15 protein-coding genes and 1 tRNA gene are annotated in these 15,691 nt (G+C 66.1%); 11 read left to right on the top strand and 5 right to left on the bottom strand.

What is annotated here, in order from left to right:
- Nucleotides 1-51: 51 nt before the first annotated feature.
- Nucleotides 52-615, bottom strand: a complete 564-nt coding sequence (locus ACYVGQ_RS09025; protein ID WP_460784293.1) for a hypothetical protein — start codon at nucleotides 613-615, stop codon at nucleotides 52-54.
- A 93-nt stretch (nucleotides 616-708) separates the two neighbouring features.
- Here ACYVGQ_RS09025 and ACYVGQ_RS09030 point away from each other — a divergent pair, with 93 nt between their 5' ends.
- Complete coding sequence (locus ACYVGQ_RS09030; RefSeq protein WP_460784294.1) at nucleotides 709-1,530, top strand: TrmH family RNA methyltransferase; 822 nt, start codon at nucleotides 709-711, stop codon at nucleotides 1,528-1,530.
- Between the two features lie 16 nt (nucleotides 1,531-1,546).
- Here the strand turns inward: ACYVGQ_RS09030 and ACYVGQ_RS09035 are convergent, their stop codons facing one another.
- On the bottom strand, nucleotides 1,547-1,885 hold the full coding sequence (locus ACYVGQ_RS09035; RefSeq protein WP_460784295.1) for a hypothetical protein: 339 nt from the start codon (nucleotides 1,883-1,885) through the stop codon (nucleotides 1,547-1,549).
- 399 nt (nucleotides 1,886-2,284) lie between these two features.
- Between ACYVGQ_RS09035 and ACYVGQ_RS09040 the strand changes: the two genes are divergently transcribed.
- The 4 genes from ACYVGQ_RS09040 (at nucleotide 2,285) to ACYVGQ_RS09055 (ending at nucleotide 6,560) form a co-directional block, all read left to right on the top strand.
- On the top strand, nucleotides 2,285-3,472 hold the full coding sequence (locus tag ACYVGQ_RS09040; protein WP_460784296.1) for a DUF4240 domain-containing protein: 1,188 nt from the start codon (nucleotides 2,285-2,287) through the stop codon (nucleotides 3,470-3,472).
- A 4-nt stretch (nucleotides 3,473-3,476) separates the two neighbouring features.
- Nucleotides 3,477-4,583 carry a DUF4240 domain-containing protein gene (locus ACYVGQ_RS09045; RefSeq protein WP_460784297.1) on the top strand — a complete coding sequence of 369 codons (1,107 nt, stop codon included), beginning with the start codon at nucleotides 3,477-3,479 and terminating at the stop codon, nucleotides 4,581-4,583.
- A gap of 360 nt (nucleotides 4,584-4,943) precedes the next feature.
- On the top strand, nucleotides 4,944-5,552 hold the full coding sequence (locus tag ACYVGQ_RS09050) for a hypothetical protein (RefSeq protein ID WP_460784298.1): 609 nt from the start codon (nucleotides 4,944-4,946) through the stop codon (nucleotides 5,550-5,552).
- A 174-nt stretch (nucleotides 5,553-5,726) separates the two neighbouring features.
- Nucleotides 5,727-6,560, top strand: coding sequence for a tetratricopeptide repeat protein (locus ACYVGQ_RS09055; protein ID WP_460784299.1), 834 nt, complete (start codon nucleotides 5,727-5,729; stop codon nucleotides 6,558-6,560).
- Between the two features lie 217 nt (nucleotides 6,561-6,777).
- On the opposite strand, the gene ACYVGQ_RS09060 is transcribed toward ACYVGQ_RS09055, so the two are convergent.
- The gene (locus ACYVGQ_RS09060) at nucleotides 6,778-7,605 is read right to left on the bottom strand and encodes an SGNH/GDSL hydrolase family protein (protein WP_460784300.1); all 828 of its coding nucleotides are present in this window, start codon (nucleotides 7,603-7,605) and stop codon (nucleotides 6,778-6,780) included.
- A 124-nt stretch (nucleotides 7,606-7,729) separates the two neighbouring features.
- On the opposite strand from ACYVGQ_RS09060, the gene ACYVGQ_RS09065 reads away from it, so the two are divergent.
- The 4 genes from ACYVGQ_RS09065 (at nucleotide 7,730) to ACYVGQ_RS09080 (ending at nucleotide 12,344) form a co-directional block, all read left to right on the top strand.
- Nucleotides 7,730-9,475: a DEAD/DEAH box helicase gene (locus tag ACYVGQ_RS09065; RefSeq protein ID WP_460784301.1), complete on the top strand. Its 1,746-nt coding sequence runs from the start codon at nucleotides 7,730-7,732 to the stop codon at nucleotides 9,473-9,475.
- A gap of 210 nt (nucleotides 9,476-9,685) precedes the next feature.
- Nucleotides 9,686-10,255 carry a YdcF family protein gene (locus tag ACYVGQ_RS09070; RefSeq protein ID WP_460784302.1) on the top strand — a complete coding sequence of 190 codons (570 nt, stop codon included), beginning with the start codon at nucleotides 9,686-9,688 and terminating at the stop codon, nucleotides 10,253-10,255.
- Nucleotides 10,256-10,388: 133 nt separating this feature from the next.
- Nucleotides 10,389-11,483: a VIT1/CCC1 transporter family protein gene (locus ACYVGQ_RS09075; RefSeq protein WP_460784303.1), complete on the top strand. Its 1,095-nt coding sequence runs from the start codon at nucleotides 10,389-10,391 to the stop codon at nucleotides 11,481-11,483.
- A gap of 42 nt (nucleotides 11,484-11,525) precedes the next feature.
- The gene (locus ACYVGQ_RS09080) at nucleotides 11,526-12,344 is read left to right on the top strand and encodes a shikimate 5-dehydrogenase (protein WP_460784304.1); all 819 of its coding nucleotides are present in this window, start codon (nucleotides 11,526-11,528) and stop codon (nucleotides 12,342-12,344) included.
- A gap of 43 nt (nucleotides 12,345-12,387) precedes the next feature.
- Here the strand turns inward: ACYVGQ_RS09080 and ACYVGQ_RS09085 are convergent.
- A tRNA-Leu gene (locus ACYVGQ_RS09085) sits at nucleotides 12,388-12,472 on the bottom strand.
- Nucleotides 12,473-12,582: 110 nt separating this feature from the next.
- On the opposite strand from ACYVGQ_RS09085, the gene ACYVGQ_RS09090 reads away from it, so the two are divergent.
- Together ACYVGQ_RS09090 and ACYVGQ_RS09095 are read left to right on the top strand one after the other, a co-directional pair.
- The gene (locus tag ACYVGQ_RS09090) at nucleotides 12,583-13,878 is read left to right on the top strand and encodes a M20/M25/M40 family metallo-hydrolase (RefSeq protein WP_460784305.1); all 1,296 of its coding nucleotides are present in this window, start codon (nucleotides 12,583-12,585) and stop codon (nucleotides 13,876-13,878) included.
- 30 nt (nucleotides 13,879-13,908) lie between these two features.
- Complete coding sequence (locus ACYVGQ_RS09095) at nucleotides 13,909-14,736, top strand: undecaprenyl-diphosphate phosphatase (protein WP_460784306.1); 828 nt, start codon at nucleotides 13,909-13,911, stop codon at nucleotides 14,734-14,736.
- 18 nt (nucleotides 14,737-14,754) lie between these two features.
- Here the strand turns inward: ACYVGQ_RS09095 and ACYVGQ_RS09100 are convergent, their stop codons facing one another.
- Nucleotides 14,755-15,606: a PAC2 family protein gene (locus ACYVGQ_RS09100; protein WP_460784307.1), complete on the bottom strand. Its 852-nt coding sequence runs from the start codon at nucleotides 15,604-15,606 to the stop codon at nucleotides 14,755-14,757.
- Between the last annotated feature and the right edge of the window lie 85 nt (nucleotides 15,607-15,691).

The following is a 15,691-nucleotide window of genomic DNA, read 5'->3' on the forward strand; positions in this document are numbered from 1 at the left end:
GCACGGGGCGGGGTCCGGGTTCGGATCCCGCCCCGTGCGATATCCACGGAGTCAGAGGGCGACCGCGATGACGCCCACGGCGAGCACCGTGTCGAGCGCGGCGCAGAACTCCGCCATGGTCGGCGCGACGACACGGCGGGTGCGGAGGTGGCGCAGATCCCAGGCGGCGTGGGCGAGGAGTCCGACCCCGACGAGGATCGAGCCCCACGGTGCGGGGAGCAGGGGGACGAGGAGAGCGATCCCGAGGACGACGAGCAGAGCAAGCGTCTGGGCGGGGATGCCCCAGCCGGGCTGGAGACGTCCGCGGAACAGCCCGTAGCCGAGCAGCACGGCGCCGAGCACGATCATGGCCCACGACGGCGAGAATCCCTTGAGCGCGATGCCGGCGCCGATGAGCACGAAGGTGAGGCCGAAGAGAGGCCATGCTGCGGCTCGGCGTCCGAGCGCGGCGGCGCCGAGGTAGACGAAGGCCGCAGCGGTGAGGACCTCTGCGGCGGTGACGGAGTCCGCGAGGCCGATGCGGAGGAGCAGGACGAGTCCTGCCGCGAAGAGGACGCCGACGATCGCCGGCCAGCCGCGCAGCATCCGTTCGCGTCGTGGTGCGGCGTCGGTCATCCCCGTTCCTCTCCTCGCGGTCCACGGTAGGAGGCGGACGGCGGCGGGACAAGGCGTTCATCGCGGCGGGCGTGGGGCTGGCAGAGTGGACGCGTGGACCTGCAGCATGTGACCGATGCGGACGACCCTCGGCTCGACGACTACCGGAACCTCACCGACACCGCGTTGCGGCGCGTGCAGGAGCCGGCGGGCGGCCTCTACATCGCGGAGTCCGCGAAGGTGATCGCGCGCGCGATCGCGGCGGGGCATCGTCCGCGCTCGGTGCTGGCCCAGCGGCGGTGGGTCGCCGGGATCGAGGCGATCCTCGGGGATGCCGAGGTGCCGGTGTTCCTCGTGCCGGACGAGGTGGCCGAGAGCGTGACCGGTTTCGCGGTGCACCGCGGCGCCCTGGCATCGATGCACCGCCCGGCTCTGCCGTCCGTGGCAGACGTCGTGAGGGACGCATCCCTCGTGCTCGTCCTGGAGGACCTTCTCGACCACACGAACGTGGGCGCCGCCTTTCGCGCGGCGGCCGGCCTCGGCGCGGACGCCGTGCTCGTCTCGCCGCGCTGCGCGGACCCGCTGTACCGGCGGAGCGTCCGGGTGAGCATGGGGACCGTCTTCCAGGTGCCGTGGACGCGGATCGGCGAGTGGGCGGACGCCGCCGCGGAGCTGCACGGTGCCGGGTTCGAGCTGGCGGCGCTCGCGCTGAGCGAGGATGCGGTGTCCTTGGACGCCTATGCGACTGCGCGGCCGGAGAAGGTCGCGCTCGTCCTCGGAACGGAGGGCGACGGGCTCACCGCCCGTGCGCTGGAGGTCGCGGATGCCGTCGTGACGATCCCCATGAGCGGGGGAGTGGACTCTCTGAACGTCGCCTCCGCAGCGGCGGTGGCGCTCTGGGAGCTGAAGACCAGGGACAGAACCGGCGCCCTTTGACGCAGGAGCGGGGGCGTTACGAGATCGTGACCTTGTCGAAGCTGATGATTCCGCTACAGATGAGCTGTGCGAGGACTGTGTCGCCGGGTTTCTTGGGGGTTTCGTGGATCGTCGGGTTGGTTCTGTTCCGCTGGCATCTGTGCTCGTCGGCGCCTTGGCGGTCTTGCCGGATTCGGCGGCAATCGCGGATGTCGTCCCCGCGGCTGTGCCGGCTGGTATCGAAACGGGTGTCGATGCATCTCAGGAGGTCCCCGATGTCGGCGAACTCTCCGTGGATGATGCTGAACGTCTCGGTCTTCCCTCTTCTGACGCGCTTGCCCTGCCGGCTGACGTTCCCATAGGGGATTCGAATCACTGATCGACGAGCCGATCGTCGAAACTATCGCGTTCTCATGGCCCTGTCGTGATCGCACCGGGGCTGGGCGATGATTGGAAGAGGTGGGCGCCCGGCTGTACGTGCCTGCGCTCGGCCGCTTCCTCCAGGTCAATCCTGTCGAAGGAGGCGGAGCCAATGACTACGTGTGGCCTCCAGATCCAATCAACTCACATGACCTGTCGCGAGAGTTTGCGCTACCCCTGATTCCGTTGCTCGCCGCAGTACCATTGGTCGTCCTGTTGTTGGTCGCTTATATCGTGACAACGCGGACTGCCGCGGTTCCGGTCTCAATCTCAATGCCTATGTGCGGATCGACGGGCATTGCCCGCCCGGTCAACCAAGCTGTAAGTGAAACCTGCAAGAGGAAAGCGTGGGAACGTGACGAGGTTGAGTCCCGAGGAGATTCACGAGCGGGCTGTTGCCTTGAACATGCAGGGCTCGCTCGACGCACATGGTTTCGATGGAGGCCTGGTGCGCGAGGGATGGGCGGTGCGGGTTCTCTTCCGTCGCGGACGGCGCTTCGAAGATCACGTGATGTTCGCACGCGGGGAGGACGATGCCTCGGGTTACTCGCAGGCTGAAGGGGAGGTCGCCGTGCTCTCTCGTGCAAAGTTTCCGATCCTGTCGGACATCGGGCCGGTTCTGGTTGTCGATCGCATCATTCCCACGCGGATGGAAGGTCCTGAAGCGTGGGTGGACGCGGTCACCGCCGATGTCTTGATCGAATCGTGGGCGAAGGATATGCCGCCTCGGCCCCCGATGCCCCAAGCACACTTCTGGTCTTTGATCGATTTGCTGGATGGGGGCGTAGACGATATCAGCATTACGCGATTGAGCGAAGCGCTCACGGAGCTCCCGTTTCGTGAGATTCAGGCCTTCCGGGATGCTCTATGGGAGCGCTTACACGAGCTGGACCATCCAGAGAACACCGTGAGGATGAACGGTATCATCGACCACGAGAGATCGCTGTCCTATCGGTGTGAAATAGTCGCTTCGGGGCCTGGATCCTTCCTCGAACGGTTGCGAAATCCTCAACGGCGAACGGGACGCGCTGATGTCTTGAGCGACGCGCTACTTCGCGTGGCGGCGGAAGCAGCACCCCATGAACTTGCAGCGCCACAGGTGACGATCGAAACGGGGCAGAACGAGCGTTACTGGTCTGATGCTCGGAAGCCCCAGCTGGCACCTTGGGAAACGTGGCCCGGCCCGGGCCCCTTCTCGTACGAGGTCCAACTCAGTCGGCTGCGCATAATCCCGCCGTTGCGACGCAGTTTGGTGTCCTTTCTCGCTTACGCTGTGCGCGGTGATGAGGTTCGCGAGCTGATGGGTTGCCTCATGGCGGGATCCGTCAAGATCGCTGAGGAAGAAGCGGAAGACTTTCTCCGAGGCCGGCTTCGAGAAGGAGAAGTTCTACACCCGACGCTCTTGGTGAAGCGAAACGGTACTGGAGGTGTGTCTTTGGGCGTCCCGCTGGCGGACGTGACGCGTCGCAGTTCGCTCAGCATGGACGACTACATTGCGACGTACTACCTCGGCAAGCATCTGCCGGCGAGGCGGCGGAGGTGAGGACTTGATTGCTGAGATCTGGACGTCGCGGGTGCTGTTTCGCTCCGGACAGGAGTTCGATGATCTCGTGTTGTACGGACGTTCGGAAGACGATGATTTCGGCTATTACAACACAACGGGCGAAGCAGTTGTTCTGGCGAAGTCCCAGGTGCCCGTCGAAGCGGATACCGGCCCCGTAGTGGTGATCGATCGGATATTGCCGACTCGGTTCGACGACCCCCTCGGTTGGGTGGATACCGTGACTTCCGATGTGATTCTTGAGGTGCCTGCGGAGGATCCGTCGCCCCGCACATTAATGAGTGATACCGAGTTTTGGGGTCTGATCGATCTGTTGGGCGGCCTGATCGACTACGAAGGGATCATGCGCCTTGCTGACGGTATGGCGGAGCTTTCGTACCGAGAGATTCTCTCGTTTCGTGACACGTTATGGGCGAGGCTTCACGAACTGGACCAGCCGGGAAACACCGTGGAGCGGGGCGGGGTTGTCAGCGCCGATGCCTCGCTGTACTACCGCTGCGAGATCATCGCCGCCGGACGGGAGACGTTTCTCGATCTGGTTAGGGATGCTCGGCAGGGCATCGGTGATGCGGGTGCTGACGGAGAGCCGCTTCTTTACGTCGCCGAAGACGTATCAGAGCGAGACTTGCCCCCGGCCGAGGTGGAGATCGAAACGGGGCACAACCGTCAGTATTGGCCTGACGCTCCCGGACCGGTAGCGCCGGAGTGGGAAGTTTGGCCGAGTCCAGGCCCATTTTCCGAGGTCGTTCGGGAAACTACTTCTCTTCGAGGGGTTCGCTTGCGGCGAAACCTGACATCGTTTCTTGCCTACACGACGAAGCCGGACGGCACGGTGCGTGAACTGATGGGGTGTCTGATGGCCGGTTCACTCAGAGCCGCGCGTGAGGAGGTCCTCGATTTCCTCTCCTGGAGAGTTCCGAAGGACGAGGCACTACATCCTTCTCTTCCGGTGTATCAGCTCGGGGTCGCCAGTCCGACAAAGGGAAGGCCGCTGGCGGGCATCTTCCGTCGTAATTCGCTGTCTATGGACGAATACATCCAGACGTACTATCTCGGCGAACGGCCAGCACCGAAGCCGCCCGCCGCCCGTTGAAGGGCTGAGGCCTGCCGAAGGATGCGGCCCCGACGATGTGCGTCTCATCGATCCCATCGGTGAATGATGGAAACTTCTTGGTCATATTTGGCAACGGTGCGGGAGATCCATCCACGAATCAGATGCTTGCGCTGGTGGGTGACGCTGCCTGCGGTTGGGTAATCATCTACGGTGACGGGCTCGCGACCTGAGCGGTATAGGAGTACGCCTTGGGGGGCGACGGAACGAAATCCTTAGCAGGCGGTATGCTTTCGAAATCAAGTCCAACCAAACTTCGCAGACACATGAATATTCTCTCGCGAACGACATAATCTGGGAGATCCTGCCGTGAGATGGGCGGAATACGAGCCTACCGACCGGATGCCGTACTGGCTTCTGGCGGACGCCCCGCGAGCGCTCGCACGAGCTGAATTCGAAGTGGGATACGGCAGTCGCGCGGAGCGTATCGAGCAGTTAGGCAATCTCACGACTGCTAACGGAGTTGAACTGTCAGATTATGGCCAAGAATCTGTTCAGCAGCTCAATGACTTCTTTGTCGATGCTCTGGAACCGAACCCAGAGCGCCCCAGCGTCCCGAATTTCCGTTCGTACTCACTTTGTGAGGATATCTCCTGGTTTCTCGGCGAGGCGATGATACATCGGAATCCGAACCTGAAGTGGGTCTTATTCACCTGGGGAAGGAGAAACGTCGCGTACCACTGCCCATATGTTACTGGTTTCAGGAACGTTCCGGAGAGATTGCATTTCGGATACGACTTGATCCAGTTGACAAGTTCGTATGCCACCGAGGCGCTTCGATGCCGTGGTCATGGAGAACGGTTGGATGCTATATCCATTCGCGGAGTCGAAATAGATCTGAACAGCGTGGCTGCCTCCGATGCCCCTCTACAGAAGAACTATTTCAATTATCTGCTCAACGCAGCAGATGAGATCAACACCAGTGGCAATGGGAACTCATCGCCGGGTTAGGCACGCTGCTTTGTCTGGGCGGACCGGCTGGCCTCGGCATCGGGACTTTTGAACGCGTATAGCATGGCAGCTCTTGGAGGCCGCTGAATTGAGCCCTGATGAAATTTTGGAACGTGCCTGCAATGGAGGGAATAGAAACTCCTCTTTGGCTAGGCTCGGACCAACTCTAGAGTGGTGGTCCCTATCTTGTCGAATAGATCCACAGGAGATACGACGCCTTACCTTGACTGGATTCGCGACGTGCGTTTGGGAATATCTGATCAATTGAGTGATCATCTTGGGGCAACCCTGGCTGCGGATGCCGCTGAGGTCGAGGAGATCGTCTATTATGTGCGCGAGGCGGAGAGCGACGCCGATGCTCTTGCTATATTGGCGGCGTATATCTGGGCAGTGTCGGGGTCGGAAATTGAAGGAATAGAGATATTTCGACAGGCTGTCTCCATGGGGTCGACGAAAGCACTTCCAGATTTAGGTGAAGCGCTCAGCTGGATGGGGGCATACGAGCAAGCCGTTCCAATACTGCGTCGAGCGATTGAAGCTCGTTCCGGAGACAGAAACTTGCTGTTTGGGCTATTAGGACAAGCTCTTTGGCGAATCGGAGTTCATGATGCCGATATAACAGAATTTCTTGCTGCGGGTGCGGAACACTTCGATCGGTTCGGGATTGAATATGCACACGGCCTCATCCGTCTTCATCGGTTCGAAGAAGCACGTGCTCTGCTTAATCGACTTATAAATGCGGAGGAATGTGGTGCCGCAATCATGCTCGCTAACCTGCTCCGAGACGAGTTCGATGATGAATCGAGTGCTGAGGTTGCGTATAGACGAGGTGTTGAAGAGGGCGACGCGTTCTCGGCATACAATCTCGCCTTGATGCTCCGACGACAAGGGCGAGATGATGAGTCATCGATCTATCTACGACGCGCGCGGCGAATGGGTGACATGAGCGAATGGCCATATCCGGAGGACGATCTCGGCGGCGCGGGAGGTGAGAATACGGTCGAATAATTCATACACCAAGACATAGGCGGCCTTGAGCGTCCAACTTCTCGGACGGCCATAGATCCGCGCAAGGCGTCCCGAATTTCCGTTCGTACTCATTTTGTGATGAGGCGGTGACATACCAGGGCCGGAATCTCCGCGCGGAGCGAGGAAGGTCTGTCTTCCTCCCGGTTCTTCACGGGCAGACGAACGTTCTCGACACGGAGGCTCCCGGCGAGGACCTCTACTCCGCGCCGGTGATCTCGACAGGGATGTAGTCCGGGCGCTTCGCCGCGACGTGGTCTCCGGACGACTGGTGCCGAAGGCGCCGGAGCACCCAGGGGACGAGGTGCTCGCGCGCCCAGCCGAGATCCTCGCCGCGAGCCTCTCTCCAGGTGCGCAGGGGAAGCGGGTCTGGCTGCATGGCCTGGAGGTCGTTCGGCACGTTCAGCGCCCGCAGCACCATCCGCGCGACCTCATGGTGGCCGAGCGCGTTGTAGTGCAGGCGGTCGTCGTCGAAGAACCGGGTGTCCTGCACGGTCTTCAGCGCCCACTGGTCGGCGACGATGCAGTCGTGCCGATCGGCGATGGCCCGCACGTTCTCGTTGTAGATCGCGACCTTGCCGCGGAACGGGCGGAACACCGGCGTGAACGCGGTGTCGATGCCGGTGAAGAGGATCACGGCCGCGCCGGTGCCGGCAAGCCTCGCGACGGCGTCCTCCAGCTGCACGGCGATCTCGTCGGGGTCGGTGCCGGGCCGGATGACGTCGTTCCCTCCCGCGCAGATCGACACGAGATCCGGGTGCAGCGCGACCGCGGGCTCGATCTGGTCGGCCACGATCTGGGCGATGAGCTTGCCGCGCACGGCGAGATTCGCGTACGCGAAGTCGTCGACCTGACGCGCGAGGACCTCTGCGACCCGATCCGCCCATCCCCGATGGCCGCCGGGCGCTGCGGGATCCGGATCGCCGATGCCCTCGGTGAACGAGTCGCCCACGGCGACGAAACGGTGCCAGGGGTGTGGTCCCTCGTTGGGGACGAACGGGGTACGGGACGATTCCTGATCGGCCATCGTGCTCTCCTTCGCAGCCTGCGCGGCCAGGGATGGCGGCCTCGCAGGGATCGAGCCTACTCGCCACGCGCGGGAGCCGGGGCGACGGCGCTGTGTGTCGCCGGCACCGCCTATCGTGGAGGGGATGCTTTCTCCGTCCTTCCCCCAGCGCGCCCCGTGGGGTACCGCCAGCAAGCTGAGGGCGTGGCAGCAGGAGGCGCTGGAAGACTACTTCCACGCCGACAAGCGCGACTATCTCGTCGCTGCGACGCCCGGCGCAGGAAAGACCACTTTCGCGCTCACCCTCGCCGTCGAGCTCATGCGCCTGGGAGAGGTGAACCGGGTCATCGTCGTCGCGCCGACGGAGCACCTCAAGACGCAATGGGCGGATGCCGCGGCACGCGTCCACATCCGGCTCGACCCGCAGTTCAAGAACAGTCACTGGGCGCCGTCGCGTCAGTATCACGGCGTCGTCGTGACCTACGCGCAGGTGGCGGCCAAGTCCTCGGTGCACCGGCATCTCACCGAGGACGCCAAGACCCTGGTGATCCTCGACGAGGTGCACCACGGCGGCGATGCGCTCAGCTGGGGCGACGCCATCCGCGATGCCTACGGCCCGGCCCGGCGACGCCTGCTGCTGTCGGGGACGCCCTTCCGCAGCGACACCGCGCCGATCCCGTTCGTCGAGTACCTGCCGGACGAGTCCGGCGCGCGCGTGTCGAGCACCGACTACTCCTACGGATACGGGCGGGCCCTCGCCGACGGGGTCGTGCGGCCCGTGCTGTTCCACATGTACTCCGGCAGGATGCGCTGGCGCACGAGCGCCGGCGACGAGCTCGAGGCGCATCTCGGGCAGGACAACACGAAGGACGTCAACTCCCAGGCCTGGCGCACGGCGCTCGACCCGGAGGGGGCCTGGATGCCTGCGGTGCTGTCCGCCGCCGACCGAAGGCTCACCGAGATCCGCCATCACGTCCCCGACGCCGGCGGACTGGTGCTCGCCACCGACCAGACCGTCGCCCGCGCCTATGCGAAGATCCTGCACAGCATCACTCGCGAGCAGCCGACGATCGTGCTCTCCGACGACGCATCCGCCTCCGGGCGGATCGAGAAGTTCAGCGCCAGCACCGCGCGCTGGATGGTCGCGGTGCGGATGGTGTCCGAGGGGGTGGACGTGCCGCGTCTCGCCGTCGGCGTCTACGCGACGTCCTCGTCGACCCCGCTCTTTTTCGCCCAGGCCATCGGTCGCTTCGTGCGGGCCCGTCGTCGAGGGGAGGCCGCGAGCGTCTTCCTCCCGAACGTGCCCGTGCTCATGGGGCTCGCGAACGAGATGGAGAGGCAGCGGGACCATGCTCTCGATCGTCAGACCAAAGACGAGGACGGCCTCGACGACTCGCTGCTGGAGAGTGCGAACCGCGAGGACGAGGCCTCGGACGCTCTGACGCAGGAGTTCAGCTATCAGGCGATCTCCTCGCTCGCCCACTTCGATCGTGTCGTCTTCGAGGGCAAGGAGTTCGGCCAGCTCGCCGAGCCCGGCACGCCGGAGGAGGAGGAGTTCATCGGGATTCCGGGCCTCCTCGAGCCCGAGCACGTCCACGAGCTGCTCATGCAGCGCAGCGCCCGCCAGTCGCGGCTCCGTGAGGCGCGTGAGGCCGAGCAGGGGCCGGATGCCGTCACGACGCTTCCCCCGCCGCTGCATCGCACGCTCAAGGAGCAGCGTCAGCTGCTGAACAGCCTCGTCGGCCTCTACGCGCGTCAGGCGGGGGAGCCGCACGGCGCCGTGCACGCCGAGCTCCGCCGCATCTGCGGAGGGCCGGCCGTGGCCCAGGCGACGGTGACCCAGCTGCAGTCGCGCATCGACGTGCTCCGCAAGCGCGTGAAGTCCCGCTGAGCCTCGGTCTCGCCCCGCTCGCCGAGCGAGCCCGCGCAGGTCGCCTTTTCCCCGTTCGCTGAGCGAGTCCGCGCAGTTCGCCTTTTCCCCCGCTCGTCGAGCGAGCACGCGCGCAGCTCGCCTATTTCGCCGTTCGTTGAGCGAGCCCGCGCGCAGCGCGAGCGAGTCGAAACGGATCTCCCTCCGAGCGTGACCCGCTACACTCGCCGCGTGCCCGGCCTCGTCGTTCTCACGGTGATCATCCTCTTCTTCGTCGCCGTGCTGCACGCAGAGTCCGTGCACCGGCGCGCGTCCCGTCGAGGCCTGCCCGCATCGAGTCCGTCCGCTCCCTTCACGGAGGCGATCGTCGTCCTGGGGTTCCGCAATCGCGGCGCACGCGCCAACGCCGTGAATCGCTATCGCGTGCGCGCCGGACTGCGCTCCATCGCGCCGGATGCGGCACAGAGCATCCTCGTGCTGTGCGGAGGACCGATCGGAAGCGCGGTCCCGGAGGCCGTGATCATGGCGAACCACGCCCGCCGATGCGGATACCGGGGCCGGATCGCGCTCGAGGACGAGAGCCGGACGACGGAGGAGAACATCCGAAACGCGATCCCTCTGATCGAGGATGCCGATGCCATCCGGATCGTGTCGAACTCGCTGCACGCCGAGATGGCGCGGTCTGTGCTGGCGCAGCATCGCCCCGATCTCGCCGCCCGCCTCCGGCCGGCGCAGGAGCACCGTTTCGGAGAGGTCGTCGCCCAGAAGCTGTACTCGACCGTGCGTGTGATGCTCCGCTGACAGCTGGATCGGAGGCCTGTGGGACGGGACGTTCGGATCCCCGAAATGCTGTCAATCCGCGGCTTTCGCCCATCCCGCGACACGGCCGTCGATACGGTGGAACGAGTCCGTCATCCACCCGTCAGGAGATCTCGTGAGCGCGCCCACGACCGCCGAGCCGACCGCTGCCGATCGCCGTCGCTGGGCTCGCTACCTCGTCGAGGAACGGGCAGAGGGCCTGGTGTACCAGAAGCTCGCCGAGCGACGCGCGGGGGAGGAGCGCGACATCCTCCTGAGCCTCGCCGACGCCGAGCGCCGCCACGAGCAGCACTGGCTCGACCTCCTCGGCGAAGCGCCCGCACGGCTCCCGAAGGCCGGTCTCCGTTCCCGTCTGCTCGGCTGGATGGCCGGACGCTTCGGATCGATCTTCGTGCTCGCCCTGGCGCAGAGCGCCGAAGCGCGTTCGCCCTATGACACCGAGCAGTACGCGACTCCCGCGATGCGCGCCGATGAGAAGATCCACTACGAGGTCGTCAGGGGGCTCGCCGCCCGGGGGCGGCGTCGCCTGTCCGGTTCCTTCCGCGCCGCGGTCTTCGGCGCCAACGACGGGCTCGTCAGCAATCTCGCGCTCGTGCTCGGCATCGGCGCCACGGGCGTCGGCTCCGGCTTCGTCCTGTTCAGCGGGATCGCCGGCCTCCTCGCCGGCGCCCTGTCGATGGGGGCGGGGGAGTTCGTGTCCGTCCGTTCCCAGCGGGAGCTGCTCGCCGCCACCGAGGTCAACGAGGACGCCCACGACTCCGCCGCGGACCTGGACATCGACGAGAACGAGCTCGCGCTCGTCTACCGCGCCCGCGGGATGGATGAGGCCGAGGCTCTCGCACGGGCGCGTCGGATCGTCGCCGCGGCGCAGGCCGGGGCGCGGGCCGCCAGCACCGGTCCGGTCCGCATCCAGGGCGACGAGCACGACATCGTCGGGAGCGACTGGACCGCCGCGCTCTCCAGCTTCCTGCTCTTCGCCTCCGGGGCGATCATCCCGGTCCTGCCCTGGATCTTCGGCCTCGAGGGATTGCCGGCGGTCGTCGTCGCCCTCGTCCTCGTCGGGATCGCGCTCCTCAGCACGGGCGCCATGGTCGGCATCCTCTCTGGAGGGCCGCCGCTGCGGCGGGCGCTGCGTCAGCTGGCGATCGGGTTCGGCGCGGCGGCGATCACCTACCTCCTCGGCCTCGTCTTCGGGGTCGGGGCGGCCTGAGAGCCGCACGGACGAAGAGTCGCAGGTGAGTAGCCTGGACCCGTGACACTGCTCAACAAGGACATGACCCTGTGCATCTCGCTGTCCGCTCGCCCGAGCAACAACGGGACGCGCTTCCATAACCACCTCTATGAGGCTCTGGGCCTGAACTGGATCTACAAGGCGTTCGCGCCGACCGACCTCGGCCAGGCGATCGCCGGGGTCCGAGGACTCGCGATCCGCGGATGCGCCGTATCGATGCCTTACAAGGAGGACGTCATCGCGCTCGTCGATCGCATGGACGCCTCTGCGTCGGCGATCGAATCCGTCAACACGATCGTCAACGACGACGGCGTGCTCACGGCGTACAACACGGATTACTCCGCGATCGCGCAGCTCATCCGGAGCAACGGACTGGATCCGGCATCCTCGGTGCTGCTGCGCGGCTCAGGCGGAATGGCGAAGGCCACCGCAGCGGCCTTCCGGGGCGGCGGCTTCTCACGGGTCACCGTCGTCGCCCGCAACGAGGAGGCAGGACGCGCTCTGGCCGCGCTGTACGGGTTCGACTGGTCGGCGGATCCTGCCGGGCTCACCGCAGACGTCCTCGTCAACGTCACCCCCCTCGGCATGGCCGGAGGACCGGATTCGCAGACGCCGGCGTTCGAAGATGCCGCGGTCGCCGCGGCATCCGTGGTCTTCGACGTCGTCGCGCTGCCGGCCGAGACGCCGCTCATCCTCTCGGCACGCGCGGCGGGGAAGACGGTCATCACGGGCGCGGAGGTGGCGACGCTGCAGGCGCTGGAGCAGTTCGTCCTCTACACCGGCATCCGTCCCTCGCCCGAGCAGGTGCGAGCCGCGGAGGAGTTCATGCGCGCAGGATGAGAAGAAGGCCCGGATTCCGAAGAATCCGGGCCTTCTCATTCTGTGCGCGAGGGGGGACTTGAACCCCCACGCCCTATTCGGGCACTAGCACCTCAAGCTAGCGCGTCTACCTATTCCGCCACCCGCGCAGGTGATGAGAAGTCGTTGCCGACCGAAGAATGAGATTAGCACGTTCTCGCCGACCGCTCGAACCAGGGCGCACCTCGGGCGCGCCGTGGGGGTTCGATAGCCTGGACGGATGACGGATCCGCAGCTGCCAGAAGTCGTCCGCGTCGCGCAGGACCTGATCCGCTTCGACACCTCGAACTTCGGCGGCGGCGACGCGAAGGGCGAGCGGGAGGCCGCCGCCTACGTCGGCGCCTATCTGGAGTCGCTCGGGCTCGAGCCCGAGTACTACGAGCCGATCCCGCGTCGCACCAACGTGATGGCACGCGTCCCGGGTCGCGATCGCTCCCGCCCGGCGCTCGTCGTGCACGGCCACCTGGACGTCGTTCCGGCGATGGCCGACGACTGGAGCGTGGATCCCTTCGCCGGGATCGTGCAGGACGGGATGCTGTGGGGCAGGGGAGCCGTGGACATGAAGAACATGGACGCGATGATCCTGACCTCCGTCGCCGACATGCTCCGAGCCGGGGAGCGGCCGGAGCGCGACCTGATCCTGGCGTTCTTCGCCGATGAGGAGAACGGCGGCGTCGAAGGCTCCGCGCTCGTCGTGAAGGATCGTCCCGAGTGGTTCGCCGGGGCCACGGAGGCCATCAGCGAGGTAGGCGGATACTCGATCTCGGTCGACGACCGCCGGGCGTATCTGCTGCAGGTGGGGGAGAAGGCCCTCCTCTGGATCCGCCTCGTCGCGAAGGGCCGGGCCGGCCACGGCAGCCGCCTTCACGAGGAGAACGCCATCACGCGCCTCGCCGAGGCCGTCTCCGCCATCGGACGCACCCGGTGGCCCATCCGGCTGACGCCGACGACCGAGGCGCTGCTGCGAGGACTCGGCGAGCTCACCGGCCGCGCCGCGGACGACCCCGATGCGCTGGCCGCGGCCGCCGGCCCCGCCGAGGCCTTCCTGCGCTCCACGTTCCGCACCACCGCCAATCCCACGGGACTCACCGCGGGCTACAAGCACAACGTGATCCCGGAGCGTGCAGAGGCGCTCATCGACGTCCGTGTGCTCCCCGGGACCGAGGACGACGTCCTCGCCGAGCTGCAGCGCATCGTCGGTGACGGCATCGCCATCGAGATGGTCGTGCGCGACATCGGCATGGAGACGCCCTTCGCCGGCCCGCTCGTCGAGGCGATGGTCGCGGCGCTCGGTCGTCACGACCCCGGAGTGCCCGTGATCCCCTACCTCCTCGGAGCAGGCACGGACAACAAGGCGCTCTCCAGGATCGGGATCACCGGCTACGGGTTCGCGCCGCTGCGCCTGCCCGCGGATCTCGACTTCACAGGCATGTTCCACGGCGTCGACGAGCGCGTGCCCGTAGAATCGCTTGTCTTCGGTCAGCAGGTCCTGACCGACCTGCTGCGCACCTGCTGAGCTGCGCCTCCCGAATCAGAAAGCCCCGCCATGCACCTGCTCGAAGCGCTGTTCCTCGGCATCATCCAGGGGCTCACCGAGTTCCTCCCGATCTCCTCCAGCGCGCACCTGCGCATCGTCGGCACCTTCACCGGTTCCGGCGAAGATCCAGGCGCCGCCTTCACCGCGATCACGCAGATCGGGACAGAGGCGGCCGTCGTCGTGTTCTTCTGGCGCGACATCGTGCGCATCATCGGGCACTGGTTCCGCTCGTTGGCCGGCAGGCTGCCACGCAACGACCCCGACGCGCGGATGGGCTGGCTGATCATCATCGGCAGCATCCCGATCGTGCTGCTCGGGCTCCTCTTCCAGGACCAGATCGAGACCGTGCTGCGCTCGATGTGGATCGTCGCGATCATGCTGATCGTGTTCGGCGTCCTGCTCGGCGTCGCCGATCAGGTGGGCGCCAAGCGTCGTGCGCTCGACCAGATCACGGTGCCGCACGGCATCGCCTTCGGCGCCGCTCAGGCGCTCGCGCTGATCCCCGGCGTCTCCCGCTCGGGCGGCACGATCACGATGGGGCTGTTCCTGGGCTACGAGCGCGCGGCCGCCGCTCGCTACGCCTTCCTGCTCGCGATCCCCGCCGTGTTCGGCAGCGGCTTCTATCAGCTGTTCAAGAGCTGGGACGAGCCGGACCAGTATTTCTCGATGGGGGAGACTCTCGCCGCCACCGGCATCGCGTTCGTCGTCGCGCTCGGCGTGATCGCCTTCTTCATGAGCTGGATCTCCAAGCGCAGCTTCCTGCCCTTCGTGATCTACCGCGTGCTGCTCGGCGTCACGCTGCTGATCCTCCTCGGCACGGGAGTCATCGCCGGCTGAGCGCCGGACGGACGGCGCTCAGCGCTTGTGCTCGCCGGGGCCCTCGCCTCGGCGGCGGAGGTAGCGCTCGAACGCCTGGGCGATCGCGTCGCCCGAAGCCTCCGGCGAATCCCAGGTGTCCCTGGTGCGCTCGAGCTGATGGATGTACTCCGTCATGTCCTCGTCCTCGGCGGCCGCGGCGTCGATGGACGCCTCCCAGGCCGCGGCCTCCGTGCGCAGATGGGTGCGCGGGACGTCGACCCCGGTGAGCTCCTCGAGGCGGTCCAGCAGCGCCAACGTCGCCTTCGGAGAAGGAGTCGCGGATGCCACGTAGTGCGGAACGCTCGCCCAGAGCCCGGCCGTCGGGATGCCCGCACGCTCGGCGAAGTGCTCCAGAACGCTGAGAATGCCGACCGGCCCCTCGTACAGCGAGCGCTCGAGCCCATGGGCCTCGCGGACCTGCTCGTTCGGGCTCGACGCGAAGATGGAGATCGGGCGGGTGTGCGGGACGTCCGAGAGCATCGCCCCCAGCGTCAGGAACCCTGTGACGTCGTCGCGCAGGGCGACATCGATGAACTCGTTCGCGAAGGCCTGCCAGGTGCGGGCGGGCTCGGCGCCGGTGAGGATCCAGAACTCCGGGCCGAGCTGGGCGGTCGGCACCGGTCGCCAGAGCGAGGCGCCGGGCCAGGTCAGCTCGCGGCGCCCTGAGGCGTCCATCCGCGTCGACGGACGGGTGTACTGATAGTCGAAGTACAGCTCCGGATCGACGGCGTGCACCAGCTCGTAGTCGCCGGAGCCGCGGATCGCCTCGATCGCGCCGCTCGCCGCCTCGCCGGCGTCGTTCCACCCGTCGAAGGCGGCGACGATGATGCGGGGGCCCAGTGCGTCCATCCCGGTCTCCCTCCTGGTCGATCGCCGGTGGTATCCCTCCAGGCTAGTGCCCTCGTCGACAGGGCGCGCCGGGCTCCGCGGTTCG

It is taken from the genome of Microbacterium tumbae (genome assembly GCF_054780175.1).